The following is a 20,430-nucleotide window of genomic DNA, read 5'->3' on the forward strand; positions in this document are numbered from 1 at the left end:
TGGCGTCATGGATATCCGCGCACCCGAGCAGCAGTATAATCCATACCGCGTCTATACGCGCGAGGAGTGGGCGCGACTGCGCGACGACACGCCGATGACGCTGGAGCCGGGCGAGTTCGACCGGCTGCGTTCGCTGCACGACCGCCTCGACTTACAGGAGGTGGAGGACATTTACCTGCCGCTGTCGCGCCTGCTCTCGATCTATGTCGACGCGATGCAGCGGCTGTACTACGCGGAGCGCCAGTTCCTCAACATCCGCGACCGCAAGATGCCCTACATCATCGGCGTCGCCGGTTCGGTGGCGGTTGGAAAGTCCACCACGGCGCGCGTGCTGCAGGCGCTGCTGGCGCGCTGGTCGCCGCGGCCCAAGGTCGAATTGATCACCACCGACGGATTTCTCTATCCCAACGCCGTGCTCGACCGGCAGGGGATCATGCAGAAAAAGGGTTTTCCCGAGAGCTACGATCTGCCGCTGCTGCTCAGCTTCCTGTCCGACATCAAGGCCGGACGCCGCCATGTCCGCGCGCCGGTCTATTCGCATCTGACCTACGATATCGTGCCGAACCAGTGGGTCGAGATCGACCAGCCCGATATCCTGATCGTCGAGGGCGTCAACGTGCTGCAAACCGGCAAGCTGCCGCGCGACGGCAAGGCGGTGCCGGTCGTTTCCGACTTTTTCGATTTCTCGGTCTATATCGACGCCGAGGAAGCCGCGCTGCGGCGCTGGTACATCAAGCGCTTCCTGGCGCTGCGCGACACCGCTTTCACCAATCCAAAGTCCTATTTCAACCGCTATGCGCTGTTGTCCGACGAGGAGGCCACCGCCACCGCCACCGCGATCTGGGAGCGCACCAACCTCGCCAATCTCGAGGACAACATCCTGCCGACGCGCCCGCGCGCGACGCTGATCCTGAAGAAGGGCGCGGATCACGTGGTGGAGAGCGTGGCGCTGCGCAGGCTGTAGGCCACGGTCTGGTAGGGTGGGCAAAGGCGCGCTCTTCGCGCGCCGTGCCCACCATCTCTCCGCCCGTTGAGTGTAAATGGTGGGCACGCTGTGCTTTGCCCACCCTACGGCACCTTTGATCGCGGCTACACCACCCAAATGCCGCGACGCCTGAAGGTTGTGACGCCCACGCCGTCATTGCTTCGTCGCAAGAGCTCCTCGCAATGACGATGGAGAGACTCTTCTACACCACGAGATGCCGTGCCGCCGCGAGTCCGGCCAGCGCGTCTTCGAGCTTGTCGCGATCGAGCGGCTTGATCAAGAATCCATTCATGCCGGCCTCGAAACAGGCATAGCGATCCTCCACCAGCGTATTCGCGGTGAGCGCCAGGATCGGGGTGTGGCGGGCCCCAGTGGCGGCCTCGTGGGCGCGGATGCGCTTGGTCGCTTCGATGCCGTCGAGCTGCGGCATCTGGATGTCCATCAGCACGAGATCATGAGGCGTGCCAGCCGAACTCGCTGCGAGCCAGGATTCCAGCGCAGCCTCGCCATGGACCGCGATGACGACGCGGTGGCCGAGCTTGGTCAGCAGCGAGCGCATCAACAGCGCGTTGATCTCATTGTCTTCGGCGACGAGAATCGACAGGCGCTCCACCGGGGTTGCGACCGCGGCGGGTTCGACGGGCTCCGGCGCGAGATCGGGCGAAGCGATCTCCGGCGCGAGCGCCAGGCGCGCAGCGAGCGACGCCGCACGCAGCGGCTTCACCAGGAAGCCGGTGAAGGCCTCCGCGATTTTTTCATGGCGCGAACTCGATGTCAGCAGCACCAGCCGCTGCGCCGCATGTGCGCGGGCGACCTCGCCCAGGCGATCGGCGACGCTGGTTCCGATCGCACGATCGATCAGCACCGCATGCCAGGGGCGTTCGGGCAGCAGCGCTTCGGCCACGGTCGCATCGGCCACCAGGCAGGTCTGGCCGCCCCAGCGCTCCAGCCGGCGTGCGATCAGCGAGGCTTCGATGCCGTCCGCCACGAGGAGGATCGACTTGCCGGCGAGGTCGGGACTCGGGAATGCGGCTTGTGCTGCGCCGGCTTGCGATGGCGAAAGCGCGATCGCGACCTCGAAGGTCGAACCTTTGCCCGGTTCGCTCGTCAGCGTGATGCGGCCGCCCATGCGCTTGACGATGCGCTCGCTGATGGCAAGGCCGAGCCCGGTGCCGCCATGGGTGCGCGCGACTCGCTCGTCGGCCTGCTCGAATTCGCGGAAGATGCGCGACTGCGCCTCGGGCGCGATGCCGATCCCGGTGTCGCGCACCAGAAAGCTGATCTCGTTCGGCCAGATGCCGGGCTCGACGATCAGCGCGACACCGCCGCTCGCGGTGAACTTGATGGCGTTGCCGGCGAGATTGAGCAGCACCTGGCGCAGCCGGCCGGCATCGCCGCTGACCTCGAGCGGCAGGCGTTCGTCGATGTAAGCCGCGATCTCGAGATTTTTGGCTTGCGCGCGCGGCGCCAGCAGCTCGGTGATGTCCTCGATCAAGGCCGTGAGCGCGAACGGACGCTGCTCGAGGTCAAGCTTGCCGGCCTCGATCTTGGAATAGTCGAGCAGCTCCTCGATCAGCGCCATCAAGGCCTCGCCCGAGGTTTTCACGGCCCTCGCATAGGTCGCCTGCTCCGGCGTGAGCGTGGTGTCGAGCAGCAGCCCGCCCATGCCGATGATGCCGTTCAGCGGCGTGCGGATCTCGTGCGAGGCCATCGCGAGGAAGCGCGATTTGGCGCGGTTGGCGGCGTCGGCCTGGTCGCGCGCGTCCGAGAGCGCACGCTCGGTCTCGGTGCGGTCGGTAACGTCGCGTCCGACGCTCTGCAATTCGGCGGGCTGGCCGGCATCGTGTCGGACGAGGCCCTCGCGCCAAGCAATCCAGCGCGCTCCCACAAGCGTTGCGATCTTCTGGTCGTGGATGCGCGTGCCGTTGCTTTCGCGCGCGCTGTCACCCTGCTCCAGCACGTCAAAATCGAAGCGCGTGCCGACCAGTGCGCCGCGCGCTCGTCCGGCCAGCGCACAATAGGCGTCGTTGGCAAAGGTGATGCGGCCCTGATGGTCGCGCAGCACGATCAGGTCGCCCTGCGATTCGAACAGGCTGCGGGCGCGCTCTTCGGCTTCCTTCAGCTCCCAATTGCGATCGATCAGCACGTCGTTGTGGGTGGCGAGCGTGCGCAGCCGCTTGTTGACGAAACGCAACCGCATACTGAGCGTGGCGAGACCGAGGCAGGCGAGCGCGAACAGGAAGCTCGCGCCGATCGCGAACGCGTTGGGGTCGTAGCCGGATGTCTCGGACCGGCTGCCGGCGATGAAGCCATAGGCGCCGCCGAACGTCGCCGAGAAGATCATGAAGGAGCGGATCGCGAACGCGATCCTGGGATGGCGACGCCTGAAGCGGCGCATGTGCACCTTGATCCGGAACGTCCGATCCATCGTCACCGACCCCGACTCTAAACTCTTTGACGATGTCCCGCCGACGTTGCGAACAGTTTGAGGTTTGGAGCCCGCCTCCAAACAGGATTGACGAGACGTTAACGCCTCAGAGCGAGGCGGCCTGGAGGTGGTGGAGGCCGCCATGGGCGCCGACGATCAAGGCCGCGGCGTCCCTCTGCGAAAACGTCTTCGAGCGCACATAGATGCGGTAGTCGGCCGGGCCTTCGCTGGAGAGATAGATCGTCGGCCGGCCGCCGCCCGATTGTTCGGAAATCGCGACGAGGCGCGTCGCGGGATTGGCCTGGCAGGCACCCGGCTCCTCGCTCTCGCCGTCGTCGACCACGACAAAATCCGCCACGTCGGCGTCGTCGGTGATCTGCACCCGCACGGTCGCCTGCGCAGGATCGTCGGTGAAGGCGACCTGGATCCCGGCGGTCCAGAACAGGGATGTGAGCTCGACCGAGGTTTCGCCCAGCGCGATGCAGGGATGCGAGACCGATCCGATTTCGCTGCGGGCGAAGACTGCCGCGGCCAACAGGGGAACAACCGACGCCAGGATCTTAAAACGCAACATGACACTCTACTCGCCAAGTACTCGCCAAGGCCCGGAAAGCTCGTATGGGAACTCACACACGCAGCTCTTGGGCCTTATGGTTTGCAGAGCGTAAAGGAAACTCGTTACCGCCGGGTTGACGCGCGTATCGTTCACGCGAGCTGCCGCACATCCTCCGCGAGTGCGCGGTAGGACAGCGCTTCGGCCAGATGCAGCCGGCCGATCCTGTCGGCGCCGTCGAGGTCGGCGAGCGTGCGCGCCACCCGCAGCACGCGGTGATAGCCGCGCGCCGATAGCCGCATGGTCTCGGCAGCATCGCGCAACAGCTTGGCGCCTTGCGCATCGGGCTTGGCGATCTCCTCCAGCACCGAGGCGGGCGCCTCGGCATTCGTGCGGACCTGCGGCAGGCCAGCATCCGCGTAGCGCGCTATTTGGATGTCGCGCGCCGCCGCCACGCGTGCTGCGACTTCGGCTGAGCCCTCCGCCGGCGGCGGCAGGATCAGGTCCGCCGCGGTCACCGCCGGCACCTCGATGCGCAAATCGATCCGGTCCATCAGCGGGCCGGAGATGCGGGACTGGTAGTCACCCGTGCAGCGATCGACGCGGCCGCGCTTGCAGGCATAGCCGGGCTCGAACGCATTGCCGCAGCGGCAGGGATTCATCGCCGCGACCAGCATGAAGCGGGCAGGGTAGGTGACGCGGTGATTGGCGCGGGAGACCGAGACCTCGCCGTTCTCCAGCGGCTGGCGCAGCGAATCCAGCACGCGCGGATCGAACTCCGGCAGCTCGTCGAGAAACAGCACGCCCTGATGCGCCAGCGAGATCTCGCCCGGCTTTGCGCGCGCGCCGCCGCCGGTGAGCGCGGCCATGCTGGCGGAATGATGCGGGCTGCGAAACGGCCGCCGCGACGTCAGCGCGCCGCCCTCGATCTCGCCGGCGACGGACGCGATCATCGAGACCTCGAGCAATTCCCCGGGCGACAGCGGCGGCAGGATCGAGGGCAGGCGCGCCGCCAGCATCGATTTGCCGGCGCCGGGCGCGCCGATCATGAGCAGATGATGCCCGCCAGCGGCCGCGATCTCCAGCGCTCGCTTGGCGCTCTCCTGGCCCTTGATGTCGCGCAAATCGAGCAGCGAGGCTGTGGCCTCATGTACCTTCGGCACCGGCCGCGACAGCACCTGCGTGCCCTTGAAGTGGTTGGCAATCTGGATCAGCGAGTGTGCGGCGATGATCTGGATGTCCGGGCTCGCCCACGCCGCCTCCGAGCCGCAGGCGGCCGGGCAGATCAATCCCTCCTCGCGCACATTGGCGTCGATCGCGGCGGGAAGGACGCCGGCGACCGGCGCGATCGAGCCGTCGAGGCCGAGCTCACCGAGCACCGTGAAACCGGTCAGCGCGTCCGGCGGGATCGCACCGATTGCCGCCATCAGCCCGAGCGCGATGGGCAGGTCGTAATGGCTGCCTTCCTTCGGGACGTCGGCCGGCGCGAGATTGACGATGATCCGCCGCGCCGGCAGCGCCAGCCCCGAGGCGATCAGCGCCGCGCGGACCCGCTCGCGCGCCTCCGACACCGCCTTGTCGGGTAGACCGACGATGGCAAAGGCCGGCAGGCCCGGGGCGACCTGCACCTGCACGTCGACCGCGCGGGCCTCGATCCCCTCAAAGGCGACGGTAGAAACCCGCTGAACCATGCTCAAACCAGCCTGCCCTCTCGCACAATCAAGGGTAGCAGAGCCCGATCCTGTCCGCAAGAACAATACGGGAACGGTTTGGCGGCCCGGCCAGCCCTAATCGATCGTAAACAAGGCGCCGACACTACGTCTCGAATGCGAGCGGCCGTGCTCAGCACATTCCAACGAATGTCCGCTACTCCTAGAGTTGCGGGATGGGCCGTGACCTAACGGGGTGAACAATTCAAATGCTTGCAAATCGCCGCAGAAGCGAACGACGGATGTGCACTCGGCTTGCCAAGATCCATCTTGGCGCCGGCTCCTTGCCGAGGGACTGCACGATCACGGACATCTCGGACGGGGGCGTGAAAGTGGTGGCGGAATTTCTCGAAGTGCCGCCGCAATTCACCATCATCTTCGCGCCTGATTATTCGCGCCAATGCCGGCTGCGCTGGCGGATCGGCTGCGAATTCGGCGCCGAATTCACCGATTAGACCCTGCCAACGCGTTTCCTTAACGGGAATTTAGCGTTAATCGGCAAAGCATCTCTGATCAGTCCGCCGGCGGTGATCAGAGTATGTCCAAGCGTTCGTGCCTTGCCTCTTCCCCGGCGAGATTGTTGCTTCCGGCCCTCCTGGTGCTCGTTCTCGGCGGTTGCCAGACCACGAGCCTGGAGGACGTGACCGGCGCGCTCGGCGGCACGCCGGAGCCAGCGGCCAGGGCCGACGGGAGGCCGGACATGGACGCGCTGCGCGAGCGCTACCGCGCCAAGCCGAGCGATCCCAATATCGCCCTCGATTACGGCACGGCGCTGCGCGAGACCCGCCAGCGCGCCCAGGCGGTCGCGGTGCTCGAGCAGGCCGTGCTGGCCCATCCCAGCAACAAGGCGCTGCTCGCCGGCTACGGCCGCGCACTGGCCGACAACGGCAATTTCCAGCAGGCCTACGATGTGCTCAGCCGCGCGCATACGCCTGAAGATCCCGACTGGCACATCCTGTCGGCGCAAGGCGCGGCGCTCGACCAGCTCGGCCGCAACGAGGAAGCGCAGCAATATTATGCGACCGCACTGAAGATCGTGCCGGACGAGCCGTCGGTGCTGTCCAATCTCGGCCTGTCCTATATGCTCCAGAACAATCTGCCGAGGGCCGAGGAGACCATGCGCCGCGCTTACGGGCGTAACGCCGCCGACCCTCGCGTGCGCGCCAATCTCGCGCTGGTGCTGGGACTGGAAGGAAAGCAGGCCGAGGCCGAGACCATCGTGAAGGCCGATCTGCCGCCGGATCAGGCGGCAGCAAAGGTCGCGACGCTACGGCAGCTGCTGAGCAAGAAGCAGCAACAGCGGGCGGAGAAGTAGCGCGCCGGAGCCTGGATTGTTGGCTTGACGCGTTGGCGCTTACGACGCCTTGCGATGCGGAGCGGATCCGCGTCCCGACTTGCCCTTCAGCTTCTTCAGGAGCGGTCCGAGCAGCGACCGCTTCGGCTTCTTCACCTCGCCGCGCCCGGCGAGGCGGTTCGCGATGTTCTGGAACAGTTCGGTGGTGCGGTGGCTCTTGGAGACCTCCGCGATCATCTGGCCGTTATTGGCAGCGGTCGAGAACAGCTTCGAATCGAACGGGATCACCGCGATCGGCTGGCTCTCCATGGTCTTGGCGAACGACTTGACGTCGATCTCCGCCCGCTTGTGCATGCCGACCTGGTTGATGCAGTACAGCGGCGGCCGGTCGTTCGGCCGCGCCGCCTTCAGCACGGTCAGCATGTTCTTGGTGTTGCGCAGGTTGGCGAGATCGGGTTCGGCCACGATCACGATGTCGTCGGCGTTGACCAGCGCGCGCCGCGTCCAGCCCGACCATTGATGGGGCACGTCGAGCACGATGCAGGGCGTGGTCATGCGCAGCGTGTCGAACACCGCATCGAACGCTTCGGCGCCAAAATCATAGACACGGTCGAGTGCCGCGGGCGCCGCCAGCAGGCTGAGGCGCTCGGTGCATTTGGCGAGCAGCCGCTCCATCAGCGCCGTGTCCGGCCGGTCCTGCGACAGCACCGCGTTGGCGATGCCCTGCACCGGGTCCTGATTGTAGTCGAGGCTCGCGGTGCCGAAGGCGAGATCGAGATCGATCACCACGGAATCGAGCGCCAGATCGCGCGCGATAGTCCAGGCCACGTTGTGGGCGACGGTGGACGCGCCGACGCCGCCCTTGGCGCCGACCACGGCGATGACGCGGCCGGTGATGATGGTTTCAGAGGCGGAGAACAGGCTACAGATCGAGCGCACCACGTCGATGGTCTCGACCGGTCCGACCACGTAGTCGTTGACGCCGCGGCGCACCAGCTCGCGGTAGGGTGCAGTGTCGCCGGGATTGCCGATCACGACCACGCGCGTGCCGGGATCGCAGACGCCGGCGAGATCGTCCAGGCCCTCGAGAATGTCGCGCGTGCCGTCGGATTCGATCACGATCACGTTCGGCGTCGGCATCGTCTCGTAGACTTCGATCGCCGCGGCCAGGCCGCCGTCCTTGGCGGTGAGATGCGCCTTGGCGAGACGGCGGTCCAGGCCGGCCGCGGTCACCGCCGCGAGCGTCTGCTCGGTCTCGCAAAACGCCTGCACCGAGATGCGAGGGACCGGCGCAATGTGTTCCTCGGGGTGCTGCGGATCGTCCGCTTCCTGGTCGTGGGCGCTCGTCATTTGCCTGTGTCGCTGAGTTTGGCTTTGTCAGCCTCGGGATAAGTGGTCGAGGTCGCGGCGCCCTTGCGATAGCGGTCGAAGGCGATATCGCGCCGTGCGGTATAGGCCGGCGTTTCGGCGCGCGGCTGCTCGAGGTCGGCGGGGTTGTCGATCATCGCCGCGAGATTGCGCTGGGTGGCGCAACCAAGATTGAAATAGGGCCGGTTCTCGTTGTAGCCGGGGTCGAGGATGGATGGGCCCATGTCCTCGGGCCACAATCCGCACGGCCCGGCGACCGCGGCGATCCTGGAATAGCTCAGCCGGATGGTCGGCAGCAGCGCGGGATCCTCGGGCCGATAGGTATGCTCGACGATGGCGCGCGACGGCACGCCGCCGGCGCCGAGCACGGCACGGATTTCGTGATAGGTCGCCGCTGCGGCGCGCGAATTCGCGGTGTCGACCGGCACGTCGACGACGACCGAGCCGGTGCCTTCGCGCACCCAGTCCCCGGCAATGCCTGCGACGTCCGCGTGCTGCGCCGCCGAGAGGCCGCCGCGCGCCTTGCCGACGAAAATCACGATCGAGCGCTTGGCTTCCTGCACCGCGATCGGGTGGCGCTGGCGATAATCGGTCGGCACCGTCTGGGTGGTGACGACGTCACCGGTGGTGTTGCACGCACCGAGCATGACGGAGAGCCCCGTCAGTGCAAGCGCGATGCGCAAATTGCGACGTCGATCGTCTGTCTTCGTCATCGCTTCATCCCTCTCGTCCCGTTCCCCAAAACGTCCGTTCGTGTCAGTCGATGATGAAGCCGAAATCGCCCTGGTTGCTGTCCATCGGATCGATGCGGCGGGCGATGCCATAGAGGCGGTTCATGCGGCCGAGCAGTGCCGACTGCGAATCCGACGACGGCGCGAAGCCGTCATCGGGCCGCGACAGTTCCTTCTGGGCGACCGCGCGCACCACGTAAGGCGTCACAATCACCATCAGCTCGGTCTCATTGTTGACGAAGTCCTGGCTGCGAAACAGCGCGCCGAGGATCGGCACCTGGTCGACGCCGGGCAGGCCGTTGATCGCCTGCTTGGTCTGCTGCTGGATCAGGCCAGCCATCGCCATCGAGCCGCCGGACGGGATCTCGAGCGTGGTCTCGGCGCGACGGGTCTGGACCGAGGGGATGGTGATCGAGTTGGTCGAGCTCGGCGACAGCGCCTGCGACACCGTGATGGCGTTCTGGCTCGACAACTCCGAGACCTCCGTCATCACCCGCAGGCTGATCCGCCCTTCGCTGAGCACGACCGGCGTGAAGTTCAGGGAGATGCCGAATTTCTTGTAGGTGATCTGGGTCGTACAGACATGCGTGGTCGGATCGCAGGCGTAGCCGCCGGGAATTGGAAATTCGCCGCCCGCGATGAAGGTGGCGGATTCGCCCGAGATCGCCGTCAGGCTCGGCTCGGCCAGCGTCCGCATCACGCCGGCGCTTTCCATGGCGCGCATCGTGGCGCTGACGGTGGCGAAGCCCTTGGTGAGGCCGGCAACACCGAGCGCGTTGTTGCTGACCAGCGGCCCGCCGCTGGCCGAGAACGGGTTGGAATTGTTGAAATTCACGACCGCGGTGCCGGCGTTCAGGCTGGCGCTGAGGTCGACGCCGAGCTGCTTGACGATATCGCGACGCACTTCGCCGACGACGACCTTGAGCATCACCTGGTCGCGGCCGCGCACGACGATGTTGTTGACGACCTTGTCCGCGCCGCCGACCAGCTTTGCGGCGACGTCGCCGGCCTGCTGCGCCTCGACCGGGCTCGATACCGAGCCGGTCAGCATCACGCTGTCGCCGACGCCCTCGATCTGCACGCCGGGCAGCGATTGGCGGAGTGCCGTGCGCATGCCGTTGAGGTCGCGCTTCACCGCGATATCATAGGCCGCGACCTGCTGGCCGTCGGCTGAGAAGAACACGACATTGGTCTGCCCGACCGTGCCGCCGATGATATAGGCGCGCTGCGCCGATCGGATCACCGCATTGGCGATCTTGGGATCGGCCACCAGCACGTCCTTGACCTCGCGCGGCAGGTCGATGACGACCGATTTGCCGACGCCGAGCGACAGGAAGCGCGTGCGGGCCGGCGCGATGGTCGCGACCGGCGCCACGTCGATATCCGCCGCCCGCAGCGGCGCCTGGTCGCCGACCGGCGCATCCGCGGCGCTGACAAAGCCCGGCGCTGCGACCAGCCCGAGCATCAGCATGGTACCCGTCCAGAACGAGCGCGCGCGCGTCCCCCGCATGCGCAGGCCCGTCTGATTATCCCCGTCGTTCATCCTGGGTATCCCCATCACTTCTGTGACGTTAGTTGCCGCGCCTGGACGCCGTAGCGGATCACGTTGATGCCGCCTGGACGCTTGGCCGCCTGATCCTCGGGCACGCCATCGGACGCGTTGGCATCGGCGATGCTCCGCAGTGCGAGCGTCAGCGTGCCGCCCTGGCGCGAGGCCGATATCGTTGCGACCTGATCGGGCTTGAGCTCGAGCGTGACGGTCTTGCCGATCACCGCGTTCTGGCCGTCCTTCTCCTTCGGTGCCTGGTCGATCGCGAGCACGCGGATGTTGGACAGGATGACTTCCGACAGGATCAGGTCGTTGCCGCCGGTCGGGCCGTTGGCTCCGTCGGGATTCTTCAGGCGGCGCGTCAGCACGATGTCGACGCGGTCGTTCGGCAGGATGAAGCCGCCGGCGGCGGTTTCGGCTGAAATCTCGGTGGAGACCGCCCGCATGCCCGAGGGCAGGATCGCGGCCATGAAGCCGGAGCCGTCGGCCTTCACCAGCTTCTGCTCGCGGATTGGTTCGCCCTGCATCAAGGGCACGCGCGCGATCGAGCCTGCGATCTGCGTCTGGGCCTCGGGCCGGCTGTCACGGCGGATGAAGGCGCTGCTCGCGGTGGCTGACGGCCAGGTCTGCCATTGCAGGTCCTCGGCCTTCACGGCCTGGCCGAGCTGGATGTCGGTTTTGGCGACGAGCACCTCGACCGTGGGCAGCTTCTCGGCGACCGCTGCTGCGGGAGCCGGCTTGTTGTCATAGCCGCTCGCCAGATAGGCGGCGACTCCGCCGGCGCCCAGCGCAATGACGAGAACGACAATGCGTGCGGTGTTCATACGCCTCTACTCTTACGCGGGGCACTCGAACCGCACGTGGCGGGTTTCCCCGTGTCGATGAGTAGGGAGTAAAAGTATAAGGGGTGTTGCGAGGCTGAATGTGATGGCCGGTCACGATGCCAGTTCTTCCCGGATGGTGAATGCCGCGTTATTCGGCAGCATGCAGCTCCGTAGATTTACGCAAGGCGACAGAGGCCCGCGGGGACGCGCGGCGTCATGGTGAATGGGTGGTTAGGAAACGAACCGAGTGGCTAGATCAGGAGCCATAACCGGGATAGAGCCATCTTAACGGCGTTTGCCGAAGTGTTCAGGCTGTCGGAAAAAAGCTTGTTAAGCCGCCACGGCTATCAATGTGATGCGCCCGGTTTTGCCCGATCTGCGACGTGGCTTCACCGTGATCTCAACGTCTTGATCGAGCGCTGTCAGCATACGCATCAGCTTCTCGACCGAAACTCGTCTCAAATCGCCGCGCAGCAGCTTTGACAGATCCGGTTGTTTCATATCGATCAAGCGGGCAGCCGCTGTTTGGGTCAATTCGCGTCCGACGATCAGCCGCTTGAGCTGGACCACCAGAGCCGCCTTTAACTGGTGCTCCTCGGCATTGGGAAGGCCAAGATCAGCGAAGATATTGCCCGAACCCTTTTCATGAGCCGGCATTTTTTTCATCGCCATCATCGACCTCCCTTGGTGCTTTGGTGCAAGATCTCTGCATCCCGCAGACGCTTTCGGACTAAATCCAGGTGCCGCTGCGGAGTTGCAATTCCACTCGTCGATTTCTTCTGAAAGGCGTGCAGAATATAGAGAACACCTTCAAATCGCACTGTGTAAACCGCCCGATACGCGTCGCCGTCATGGCTATCGCGAATCTCCAACACGCCGCTTAGGCCTTTCAACGGCTTCGCGTTGCGCGGATGTTCGCCGAGTTGCGCTTCAAACAGAGCTTGACCGATCTCGCTGCGAACCTCGACGGGAAATGCCTGCAGGTCCTTCCGGCTCGTACCGATGAAGACGGCAGGTTTGAGCGACCGCAGGACGTCGTTCATTGAGCTATAGTAATATCGCTATAGCCGCTCGTCAACTGCCGCCGCCTGATCTTGCAAATCATTCAACACTGCCCGGATTGGCAGCCTACTTCGTCCGCTTCTGCTCGATCACGTCCCAGACCTTCGCTGCCACGTCGGGGCCGCCCAGTTTGGCAACGGCGCGGATGCCGGTGGGGGATGTCACGTTGATCTCGGTGAGGTTGCCGTTGATGACGTCGATGCCGACGAACAGCAGGCCGCGTTCGCGCAGCGCCGGTCCAACCGTGGCGCAGATCTCGCGCTCGCGCGGCGTGAGCTCGGTCTCCTGCGCGGCGCCGCCGCGCACCATGTTGGAGCGGAGGTCGTCCGCGGCCGGCACGCGGTTCACCGCACCGGCGAACTCGCCATTGACCAGAATGATGCGCTTGTCGCCGTGCTTCACCTCGGGGATGAACTGCTGGATCACCCACGCTTCCTTGAAGGTCACCGAGAACATGTCGAACAGCGAGCCGAAATTCATGTCCTGCGGCATCACGCGGAACACCGCCGCGCCGCCATGGCCGTGCAGCGGCTTCATCACCACGGCACCGTACTTGTCGCGAAAGGCGTTGATCTCGTCGAGGTCGCGCGAGATCAGGGTCGGCGGCATCAGCTGCGGAAAATTCATCACGAACAGCTTTTCCGGCGCGTTGCGCACGGACGCGGGATCGTTCACCACCAGCGTCTTCGGGTGGATGCGCTCGAGCAGATGCGTCGAGGTGATGTAGGCGAGGTCGAACGGCGGATCCTGGCGCAGCAGCACGACGTCGAAGCCGTTGAGCGCCTCGCGCTTGGGCTCGCCGAGGGTGAAATGATCGCCGGGCTCGTCGCGCGCGGTCAGCAGTTGAACGGGAGCGACGATCTCTTCGCCAACCATCGAGAGCTTGTCGGGCGTGTAATAGGACAGGCCGTGGCCGCGCTTCTGCGCCTCCAGAAGCAGCGCAAAGGTGGAATCGCCCTTGATGTTGATGCGGGCGATGGGGTCCATCTGGACGGCGACGTTCAGTTTCATGGTCTGCCTTTCAGGTCGAGGCGTCGAATGCCGCCAACACATGGCGTGGAAGTGATCGCGGCGCAATCAGCATGGCGTCGAATCGCAGGTCGAATTCCGCATGCTCGGGATGCGCCACAAGCCAGCCCTGCGCGGCATTGATGATCCGCTGCTGCTGGCGCGGTGTTACGGCGAAGGCGGCGTCATCCAGCGTCGCGCGCGCCTTGACCTCGACGAATGCGATCAAATTGCGCCGGCGCGCCACGATGTCGATCTCGCCATGCGGCGTGCGGTAGCGTTTTGCCAGGATGCGATAGCCCTTGGCCATCAGGAAGGCTGCGGCGCGGGCCTCCGCGGAGATGCCGGTACGGAATGCGGCGACGCGCTCGGGCGAGGCGATCTTCGGTTCCGCCGGCGTCGCGCCCTCAGTCTTCGCCATCGCCGCCCCGCAAGTCTTTCGAAAGCTTGAGTGCGCGGGCATAGATTTCGCGGCGCGGCCGCCCCGACAATTCGAGCGCGTGGGCGACCGCATCCTTGACGCTGTGCGCGGCAAGCTGCGCGCGCAGGAGCTCGTCGAGTGCATCCGGCGTCATCACGTCAGCGTCGGCTGCGGGCGGAGCGATCACCAGCACGAATTCGCCGCGCGTCTCCAGAGTGGCAGCTTCGCGCGCGAGCTCGGACAGCGTGGCGCGCGAGATCTCCTCGTGCAGCTTCGTCAGCTCGCGGCAGATCGCGGCTTCGCGACCACCCATGATCTCGGCCAGCTCGGCGAGGGTGTCCTGCACGCGGTTGCCGGATTCGAACATCACCAGCGTCGCGTCGATTCGGGCGAGCTCGGTGAGTCGGGTGCGCCGGGCCGCGGATTTCGGCGGAAGGAAGCCTTCGAAGAAGAAGCGGTCGGTGGGCAGCGCCGCGACCGACAGCGCCGCCAGCACCGAGGACGGGCCGGGCAGCGCGTAGACCGCATGGCCGGCGGCGCAGACCTCGCGCACCAGCTTGAAGCCGGGATCGGAGATCAGCGGCGTGCCGGCGTCGGACACCAGCGCGAGCGAGCCGCCTGCCGCAAGCGCCTCCAGGATCTTTGGGCGCGCGGCTTCCGCGTTGTGCTCGTGATATTGCTTGAGCTGCGCCGTGATGGCGTAGCGCTCGGTCAGGCGCCGCGTGATGCGGGTGTCCTCGCAGGCGATGACGTCGACGCCGGCGAGCGTCTGGAGCGCCCGCAGCGTGATGTCGCCGAGATTGCCGATGGGGGTCGCAACCAGGTGCAAGCCCGGCGCGGCCTTCGGGGCCGCAAGCCGATGGGCGTCGATGGAGAAACCGCGCGAGGCGGCTTCCGTAACTTCAGACGTATTTATCGGGGCCGGCTTTGCGCGCATAATCAAACGAACTTAGGCATGATCCCGAGGGCGGGGAACCGGTCCTCCGAAAAAGATCGCACCGCGGCAAGATACTGGGCCGAGGGGCGAGCAAGGACTGGAATGTGATCCATCCGGTATCACATTCCGGAGGGAGTGAAGCGCCAGCGCCATATTCGCGGCGGAAATGCCGCCTTGATGCTGGGTGACGGACGGTGGGTGGACAGCTAGCCAGGAGTTGCGGTGGGGTCGTGTTAAGGGGGCATTATCCTTTTGTTTTAGTTAACTATTTGCCGACAATATGCCGGAATCCACGGCTTGTGTCGTGGAAAGAATGTTGTGACCGGCCGGCGACGGCCGGCCGGAAGAGAAGCTGCCATGCCGGGCCCGCGTGATCCCAGATCCTCCTGTTCGGAGGAGTCTCCCGTTCCGGGTCCCCAATCGTCGGGGGCGACCCGGCGGAGCGCGCTTGGCCTGTTGCTGGGCGCACCGCTGCTGTCGGCCTGCGCCGGCGTGCAGCAGAGCCTCAGCCAGTTCTCAAGCCCATTCAACAGCCCCTCCGCCCCGGCTCAGCCGGCCGGCCCGCCGCAACAGGCCACGACCGCCGGTACCGGCGGGGTGAAGGTCGGCGTGATCCTGCCGCTCTCGGCGGCCGGCAATGCCGGACTTGCCGCGCAGTCCATGCGCAACGCCGCCGAGATGGCGCTGGCCGAGTTCCAGAATCCCAACATCCAGCTCCTGATCAAGGACGACAATGGCACCCCGCAGGGCGCGCAGGCCGGTGCGCAGCAGGCGGTCGACGAGGGCGCCGAGATCATTCTCGGACCGCTGTTCGCGCAGTCGGTCCCGGCAGTGGCGCAGGTCGCGCGCACGCGCGGCATTCCGGTGATGGCGTTTTCGACGGATTCCAGCATTGCCGGCCGCGGCGTCTACCTGCTCTCCTTCCTGCCGGAGTCCGACGTCAACCGCATCGTCGAATACTCCGCCAGCATCGGAAAACGTTCGGTCGCCGTGCTCGTGCCCGACAATGCCTATGGCAATGTGGTCGAGGCGGCGGTGAAGGCGGCGGTGCCGCGCCGCGGCGGGCGCATTGTCGCATTCGAGAAATACGGCGCCGATCGCGCCACGCCGGCGCGGACCGTGGCGCAGCAACTCGGCAGTGCGGATGCACTGTTCATTGCCGACGATGGCGATGCTGTCGTCGCGGTGGCCGATGCGATGACCGCGGCCGGCGCGAATTTGCGCAACATCCAGTTGCTCGGCACCGGCCTGTGGGACAATCCGCGTGTCTATGCCAGCCCCGCGCTCCAGGGCGGCCTCTATGCCGCGCCGGACCCGGCCGGCTTCCGCGCGTTCTCCGGGCGCTATCGCACCAAATACGGCGCCGACCCGGTGCGGACGGCAACGCTGGCCTATGACGCGGTCGCGCTGGTCGCAGCCCTTGCGCGCACGCAAGGCACCACGCGCTTCTCGTCCGACGTGCTCACCAACCCCTCAGGCTTCGCCGGCATCGACGGCCTGTTCCGCTTCCGCGCCGATGGCACCAACGAGCGCGGGCTCGCAGTGATGAAGGTGACGACCGGCGGCGGTGTCGCGGTCGCGGGCTCGCCGAAGAGTTTTGGGGCTTGATGGTTCACCTCTCCCGCTTGCGGGAGAGGTCGGCGCGGAGCGCCGGGTGAGGGCTTTCTCCGCTTGGGGATTGTCCCGTTGGGGAGACACCCTCTCCCCAACCCTCTCCCGCAAGCGGGCGAGGGAGCGCACCGCCGATTCGGTTAAGACCTATGCCGCCAGATCCGCGACCACTGCATCCAGCACCGGAAATCCGCTGCTGGTCACGCGCAACCGTCCGGTCGCATCCACCGTGATCGCGCCTTCCTCGCGCAGCAGCGCGATGCGTTTGGGGTCGAGCGGGCGGCCGGAGAGCGCGCGGTAGCGCTCGGGATCGATGCCCTCGGCGAGACGCAATCCCATCAGCAGGAATTCGTCGGCGCGCTCCTCGCTGTTGAGGAGATCGTCGGTGACGACGCCGTGCCCGTCGCTCTCGACGCGCATCAGCCAGGCTTCGGGGCCCTTCTCGGTGGCGATGGCGTGCCTGATGCCATCGATATCGAGTCTTCCATGCGCGCCGGGGCCGACGCCGGCATATTCCTCGCCGCGCCAGTACACGAGATTGTGCCGGCATTCGGCGCCACGCCGCGCGTGATTTGAAATCTCGTAGGCGGGCAGGCCAAGCTTGTCGCAGGTTTCCTGCGTCACATCGTAGAGCGCGCGCGCTACCGCTTCGTCCGGCGTCTTCAGCTTGCCGGCCTGGTGCAGACCGAAGAACGGCGTGCCTTCCTCGATCGTGAGCTGGTACAGCGACAGATGCTCGGCGGCTTCATCGATCGCGTGTCGGAGTTCATCGGCCCACATCGCCGGGGTCTGGTCGGGGCGGGCGTAGATCAGGTCGAACGAATAACGATCGAACGAGCGGCGCGCGATGGCGACCGCATCGAGCGCCTCGCGCGCGCTGTGCAGCCGGCCCAGCACTTTCAGCGAGACGTCGTCGAGCGCCTGCACGCCGAGGGAGACGCGATTGACGCCGGCCGCCCGATAGCCGGCGAAGCGCGTGGCTTCGACGCTGGTCGGGTTCGCCTCCAGCGTGACTTCGACATCGTTGGCGACGCGCCAGTGCTTGCCGATCGCATCGAGCACGGCGCCCACGGTCGCGGGCTGCATCAGCGACGGCGTGCCGCCGCCGAGGAAAATGGAGGTGACCTCGCGGCCGGGCGCGCGTTCGGCGGTGGTCGCGATCTCGCGGGCGAAGGCCGCGGCAAAACGCGCTTCGTCGATCGCGGCGTGGCGGACATGGCTGTTGAAGTCGCAATAGGGACACTTCGACAGGCAGAACGGCCAGTGCACGTAGACGCCAAAGGCTTCCTTAGCGCGGCTCAAGGCAGATCTCCGCGAGTTTCACGAACGCGCGCGCCCGATGCGACAGCCCGAGGCCGAGCGGCGGCAGGCCGTGCTTCTCGATGCTGGTCATCTCGCCGAACGTGCGATCATGGCCATCGGGCAAAAACATCGGATCGTAGCCGAAGCCGGCAGTGCCGCGCGGCGGCCAGACCAGCGTGCCGTCGACGCGCGCCTCGACCTGTTCGAGATGATCGTCGGGCCAGGCGACGCAGAGCGCGGAGACGAAATGCGCCGTGCGCTTCTCCGGCAAGGTTGCGCCGCGCTCCTGCAGCAGGCGTTCGATCTGCGCCATCGCTGCGGCAAAGTCCTTGGTCGGACCGGCCCAGCGCGCGCTGTAGATGCCGGGCGCGCCGTCGAGCGCATCGACCACGATGCCGGAATCGTCGGCGAAAGCTGGAAGCCGGGTCGCCTGCGCCGCCGCGATCGCCTTGATCGCGGCGTTGCTGCGGAAATCGTCGCCGGTCTCCTCCGGCTCAGCGAGGCCGAGCTCACCGGCCGAGACCGCCTCGATGCCGTAAGGCGCGAGCAGCTCCTTCATCTCGGCGAGCTTGCCGGGATTGTGGGTCGCGATGACGAGCTTTCCGGTGATTCGGCGATGCATGGGCCTATTGACTACGCCACCGCGAGTTTCTGCAAGTCCACGAGCCGCGCGACGCCCTTGCGCGCAAGCGCCATCAGCGCCAGGAACTCGGCTTCGCTGAACGGCTCGCGTTCCGCGGTTCCCTGCACCTCGATGATGCGGCCATCGCCGGTCATGACGAAATTGGCGTCGGTATCGGCTTCCGAATCCTCGGCATAGTCGAGGTCCAGCACCGGTGTGCCCTTGTAGATGCCGCAGGAGATCGCGGCGACGTTGTCACGCAGCACGTTGGCCTTGATCATGTTGCGCGTCTTCATCCAGCTGATGCAATCGGCGAGTGCGACCCAGGCGCCGGTGATGGACGCCGTGCGGGTGCCGCCGTCGGCCTGGATCACGTCGCAATCGACCGTGATCTGGCGCTCGCCCAGCGCTTCGAGATCGACGATGGTGCGCAGCGAGCGGCCAATCAGGCGCTGGATTTCCACGGTGCGGCCGCTCTGCTTGCCCGCCGAGGCCTCGCGGCGGGTACGTTCCAGCGTGGCGCGCGGCAGCATGCCGTATTCGGCGGTGACCCAGCCGCGGCCCTGGCCCTTCAGCCAGGGCGGCAGCCGCTCTTCCAGCGTCGCGGTGACCAGCACATGGGTGTCGCCGAATTTCACCAGGCAGGAGCCCTCCGCGTATTTGACCACGCCGCGCTCCAGTGTCACGGGGCGCAATTCATCGGGCGCACGGCGGCTTGGCCGCATGGGAAATCCTCCAAAACTCGCAGGGATTGAGCTGTTCGCGGTGCTTGTAGGGGGGGTGAGGGTGAGCGGCAAGGGCTTTTCGGTCCGCAAGGCAAGCTTGGGGCAACCTTCAACCAACCGCAAAACCCCGCTTGTCAGGGCGCTCCCGGATAGACAAATTACAAGCAGCCGAGAGGAGTTACGCCGTGGCCCATCACGATCCGATCCATCTGATCGCGCCGCGCGCGGGCCTCGCCCAGCTCAACGAGCGGTCTCGCGACATCTTTCGTCAAATCGTCGAGAGTTATCTCGCGACCGGTGAGCCGGTCGGCTCGCGCAACATTTCGCGCCTGATCGCCATGCCGCTGTCGCCGGCGTCGGTGCGCAATGTCATGGCCGATCTGGAACAGCTCGGCCTGATCTATGCGCCGCACACCTCCGCCGGCCGTCTGCCGACGGAACTCGGTCTGCGCTTTTTCATCGACGCCCTGATGCAGGTCGGCGATCTCACTGAGGCCGAGCGGCAGTCGATCCAGAGCCAGCTCGCCTCCGTCGGCCAGGCGCAATCGGTCGAGGCGGCGCTGGACCAGGCGCTGACACGGCTGTCCGGCCTCACCCGTGCCGCGGCCGTGGTGCTGACGCCAAAGTCCAATTCGCGGCTGAAGCACATCGAATTCGTCCGCCTGGAACCGGAAAAGGCGCTGGTGATCCTGGTCGGCGAGGACGGCCAGGTCGAAAACCGCGTGCTGGCGCTGCCGCTCGGAGTTCCTTCCTCGGCGCTGACCGAGGCCGGCAATTTCCTCAATTCCCGTATCCGCGGCCGCACGCTGGCCGAGGCGCGGCTCGAGCTCGAGACCGCGCTCGGAGAGGCGCGCGCGGAACTCGATCAACTGACCCAGAAGGTGATCTCGGCCGGGATTGCAAGCTGGTCCGGCGGCGAGAACGAGGATCGCCAGCTCATCGTCCGCGGGCACGCCAATTTGCTCGAAGATCTGCATGCGCTGGAGGATCTCGAGCGGGTGCGCCTGCTGTTCGACGATCTTGAGACCAAGCGCGGCGTCATCGACCTGTTGGGGCGCGCGGAAACCGCCGAAGGCGTCAGGATTTTCATCGGTTCGGAGAACAAGCTGTTCTCCCTGTCCGGCTCCTCGACCATCATCTCGCCCTATCGGGATGCCGCCGGCCACATCGTCGGCGTCTTGGGCGTGATCGGGCCGACACGGCTGAATTATGCCCGTGTGATCCCGACCGTGGACTACGCCGCCCGCATCGTCAGTCGCCTTCTGGGCGGCTGACCGGGCTTGGGGCCGATCACGGGCGCT

Annotated in this window: 20 protein-coding genes; 5 read left to right on the forward strand and 15 right to left on the reverse strand. The window is 66.1% G+C overall.

Annotated elements, in window-relative coordinates:
* The first annotated feature begins 7 nt into the window (after positions 1-7).
* On the forward strand, positions 8-964 hold the full coding sequence (coaA, locus tag AC0L2O_RS32500; protein WP_369720149.1) for a type I pantothenate kinase: 957 nt from the start codon (positions 8-10) through the stop codon (positions 962-964).
* A 223-nt stretch (positions 965-1,187) separates the two neighbouring features.
* On the opposite strand, the gene AC0L2O_RS32505 is transcribed toward coaA, so the two are convergent.
* The 3 genes from AC0L2O_RS32505 to AC0L2O_RS32515 all read right to left on the reverse strand — a co-directional run bounded on the left by AC0L2O_RS32505 (position 1,188) and on the right by AC0L2O_RS32515 (position 5,657).
* Entirely contained in the window at positions 1,188-3,413 is a 2,226-nt protein-coding gene (locus AC0L2O_RS32505) for an ATP-binding protein (RefSeq protein WP_473372640.1), read from the reverse strand.
* A gap of 106 nt (positions 3,414-3,519) precedes the next feature.
* Positions 3,520-3,987, reverse strand: coding sequence for a hypothetical protein (locus AC0L2O_RS32510; protein ID WP_409191283.1), 468 nt, complete (start codon positions 3,985-3,987; stop codon positions 3,520-3,522).
* 131 nt (positions 3,988-4,118) lie between these two features.
* Entirely contained in the window at positions 4,119-5,657 is a 1,539-nt protein-coding gene (locus AC0L2O_RS32515) for a YifB family Mg chelatase-like AAA ATPase (protein ID WP_473372641.1), read from the reverse strand.
* A 227-nt stretch (positions 5,658-5,884) separates the two neighbouring features.
* Between AC0L2O_RS32515 and AC0L2O_RS32520 the strand changes: the two genes are divergently transcribed.
* Positions 5,885-6,130: a PilZ domain-containing protein gene (locus tag AC0L2O_RS32520; RefSeq protein WP_369720188.1), complete on the forward strand. Its 246-nt coding sequence runs from the start codon at positions 5,885-5,887 to the stop codon at positions 6,128-6,130.
* An 83-nt stretch (positions 6,131-6,213) separates the two neighbouring features.
* On the forward strand, positions 6,214-6,990 hold the full coding sequence (locus AC0L2O_RS32525) for a tetratricopeptide repeat protein (RefSeq protein WP_473372642.1): 777 nt from the start codon (positions 6,214-6,216) through the stop codon (positions 6,988-6,990).
* A gap of 39 nt (positions 6,991-7,029) precedes the next feature.
* Here AC0L2O_RS32525 and AC0L2O_RS32530 read toward each other — a convergent pair whose 3' ends face one another.
* The 9 genes from AC0L2O_RS32530 to rsmI all read right to left on the reverse strand — a co-directional run bounded on the left by AC0L2O_RS32530 (position 7,030) and on the right by rsmI (position 14,869).
* Positions 7,030-8,319 (reverse strand): CpaE/TadZ family protein, encoded by a 1,290-nt coding sequence (locus AC0L2O_RS32530; RefSeq protein WP_473372643.1) that lies wholly within the window; start codon positions 8,317-8,319, stop codon positions 7,030-7,032.
* Positions 8,316-9,050, reverse strand: a complete 735-nt coding sequence (locus AC0L2O_RS32535; protein ID WP_473372644.1) for a CpaD family pilus assembly protein — start codon at positions 9,048-9,050, stop codon at positions 8,316-8,318. Before AC0L2O_RS32535 ends, AC0L2O_RS32530 begins: the two co-directional genes overlap by 4 nt.
* 43 nt (positions 9,051-9,093) lie before the next feature.
* Positions 9,094-10,611 (reverse strand): type II and III secretion system protein family protein, encoded by a 1,518-nt coding sequence (locus AC0L2O_RS32540; RefSeq protein WP_473372645.1) that lies wholly within the window; start codon positions 10,609-10,611, stop codon positions 9,094-9,096.
* Between the two features lie 14 nt (positions 10,612-10,625).
* Positions 10,626-11,441, reverse strand: coding sequence for a Flp pilus assembly protein CpaB (gene cpaB / locus AC0L2O_RS32545; RefSeq protein WP_473372646.1), 816 nt, complete (start codon positions 11,439-11,441; stop codon positions 10,626-10,628).
* Between the two features lie 330 nt (positions 11,442-11,771).
* Positions 11,772-12,113 carry a helix-turn-helix domain-containing protein gene (locus AC0L2O_RS32550; protein WP_409191288.1) on the reverse strand — a complete coding sequence of 114 codons (342 nt, stop codon included), beginning with the start codon at positions 12,111-12,113 and terminating at the stop codon, positions 11,772-11,774.
* Positions 12,113-12,484, reverse strand: a complete 372-nt coding sequence (locus tag AC0L2O_RS32555; protein WP_473372647.1) for a type II toxin-antitoxin system RelE/ParE family toxin — start codon at positions 12,482-12,484, stop codon at positions 12,113-12,115. Before AC0L2O_RS32555 ends, AC0L2O_RS32550 begins: the two co-directional genes overlap by 1 nt.
* Positions 12,485-12,569: 85 nt before the next feature.
* On the reverse strand, positions 12,570-13,514 hold the full coding sequence (gene gshB, locus AC0L2O_RS32560; RefSeq protein WP_473372648.1) for a glutathione synthase: 945 nt from the start codon (positions 13,512-13,514) through the stop codon (positions 12,570-12,572).
* A gap of 10 nt (positions 13,515-13,524) precedes the next feature.
* A complete protein-coding gene (locus AC0L2O_RS32565; protein ID WP_369720194.1) occupies positions 13,525-13,932 on the reverse strand; it encodes a YraN family protein in 408 nt (135 codons plus the stop codon).
* Complete coding sequence (rsmI, locus tag AC0L2O_RS32570; RefSeq protein WP_473372649.1) at positions 13,919-14,869, reverse strand: 16S rRNA (cytidine(1402)-2'-O)-methyltransferase; 951 nt, start codon at positions 14,867-14,869, stop codon at positions 13,919-13,921. The genes AC0L2O_RS32565 and rsmI overlap by 14 nt, the downstream gene beginning before the upstream one ends.
* 357 nt (positions 14,870-15,226) lie before the next feature.
* On the opposite strand from rsmI, the gene AC0L2O_RS32575 reads away from it, so the two are divergent.
* Positions 15,227-16,477 carry a penicillin-binding protein activator gene (locus AC0L2O_RS32575; RefSeq protein WP_409191291.1) on the forward strand — a complete coding sequence of 417 codons (1,251 nt, stop codon included), beginning with the start codon at positions 15,227-15,229 and terminating at the stop codon, positions 16,475-16,477.
* A gap of 150 nt (positions 16,478-16,627) precedes the next feature.
* Here AC0L2O_RS32575 and hemW read toward each other — a convergent pair whose 3' ends face one another.
* Genes hemW through rph form a run of 3 tightly spaced genes read right to left on the reverse strand, consistent with a single transcriptional unit; the run spans position 16,628 to position 19,129 of the window.
* Positions 16,628-17,782: a radical SAM family heme chaperone HemW gene (gene hemW / locus AC0L2O_RS32580; protein ID WP_473372650.1), complete on the reverse strand. Its 1,155-nt coding sequence runs from the start codon at positions 17,780-17,782 to the stop codon at positions 16,628-16,630.
* Positions 17,769-18,404, reverse strand: coding sequence for an RdgB/HAM1 family non-canonical purine NTP pyrophosphatase (gene rdgB / locus AC0L2O_RS32585; protein ID WP_473372651.1), 636 nt, complete (start codon positions 18,402-18,404; stop codon positions 17,769-17,771). The genes hemW and rdgB overlap by 14 nt, the downstream gene beginning before the upstream one ends.
* 11 nt (positions 18,405-18,415) lie before the next feature.
* The gene (gene rph / locus AC0L2O_RS32590) at positions 18,416-19,129 is read right to left on the reverse strand and encodes a ribonuclease PH (RefSeq protein WP_369720199.1); all 714 of its coding nucleotides are present in this window, start codon (positions 19,127-19,129) and stop codon (positions 18,416-18,418) included.
* Positions 19,130-19,314: 185 nt separating this feature from the next.
* Here rph and hrcA point away from each other — a divergent pair, with 185 nt between their 5' ends.
* On the forward strand, positions 19,315-20,403 hold the full coding sequence (hrcA, locus tag AC0L2O_RS32595; RefSeq protein ID WP_409191295.1) for a heat-inducible transcriptional repressor HrcA: 1,089 nt from the start codon (positions 19,315-19,317) through the stop codon (positions 20,401-20,403).
* The last annotated feature ends 27 nt before the right edge of the window (positions 20,404-20,430 follow it).

It is taken from the genome of Bradyrhizobium sp. Kon10 (assembly GCF_055807395.1).

Excerpts from the sequence above, each read along its gene's own strand:
- coaA (WP_369720149.1), top strand. The coding sequence starts at position 8 with ATGGATATCCGCGCACCCGAGCAGCAGTATAATCCATACCGCGTCTAT.
- AC0L2O_RS32505 (WP_473372640.1), bottom strand. The coding sequence starts at position 3,413 with ATGGATCGGACGTTCCGGATCAAGGTGCACATGCGCCGCTTCAGGCGT.
- AC0L2O_RS32510 (WP_409191283.1), bottom strand. The coding sequence starts at position 3,987 with ATGTTGCGTTTTAAGATCCTGGCGTCGGTTGTTCCCCTGTTGGCCGCG.
- AC0L2O_RS32515 (WP_473372641.1), bottom strand. The coding sequence starts at position 5,657 with ATGGTTCAGCGGGTTTCTACCGTCGCCTTTGAGGGGATCGAGGCCCGC.
- AC0L2O_RS32520 (WP_369720188.1), top strand. The coding sequence starts at position 5,885 with ATGCTTGCAAATCGCCGCAGAAGCGAACGACGGATGTGCACTCGGCTT.
- AC0L2O_RS32525 (WP_473372642.1), top strand. The coding sequence starts at position 6,214 with ATGTCCAAGCGTTCGTGCCTTGCCTCTTCCCCGGCGAGATTGTTGCTT.
- AC0L2O_RS32530 (WP_473372643.1), bottom strand. The coding sequence starts at position 8,319 with ATGACGAGCGCCCACGACCAGGAAGCGGACGATCCGCAGCACCCCGAG.
- AC0L2O_RS32535 (WP_473372644.1), bottom strand. The coding sequence starts at position 9,050 with ATGACGAAGACAGACGATCGACGTCGCAATTTGCGCATCGCGCTTGCA.
- AC0L2O_RS32540 (WP_473372645.1), bottom strand. The coding sequence starts at position 10,611 with ATGAACGACGGGGATAATCAGACGGGCCTGCGCATGCGGGGGACGCGC.
- cpaB (WP_473372646.1), bottom strand. The coding sequence starts at position 11,441 with ATGAACACCGCACGCATTGTCGTTCTCGTCATTGCGCTGGGCGCCGGC.
- AC0L2O_RS32550 (WP_409191288.1), bottom strand. The coding sequence starts at position 12,113 with ATGGCGATGAAAAAAATGCCGGCTCATGAAAAGGGTTCGGGCAATATC.
- AC0L2O_RS32555 (WP_473372647.1), bottom strand. The coding sequence starts at position 12,484 with ATGAACGACGTCCTGCGGTCGCTCAAACCTGCCGTCTTCATCGGTACG.
- gshB (WP_473372648.1), bottom strand. The coding sequence starts at position 13,514 with ATGAAACTGAACGTCGCCGTCCAGATGGACCCCATCGCCCGCATCAAC.
- AC0L2O_RS32565 (WP_369720194.1), bottom strand. The coding sequence starts at position 13,932 with ATGGCGAAGACTGAGGGCGCGACGCCGGCGGAACCGAAGATCGCCTCG.
- rsmI (WP_473372649.1), bottom strand. The coding sequence starts at position 14,869 with ATGCGCGCAAAGCCGGCCCCGATAAATACGTCTGAAGTTACGGAAGCC.
- AC0L2O_RS32575 (WP_409191291.1), top strand. The coding sequence starts at position 15,227 with ATGCCGGGCCCGCGTGATCCCAGATCCTCCTGTTCGGAGGAGTCTCCC.
- rdgB (WP_473372651.1), bottom strand. The coding sequence starts at position 18,404 with ATGCATCGCCGAATCACCGGAAAGCTCGTCATCGCGACCCACAATCCC.
- rph (WP_369720199.1), bottom strand. The coding sequence starts at position 19,129 with ATGCGGCCAAGCCGCCGTGCGCCCGATGAATTGCGCCCCGTGACACTG.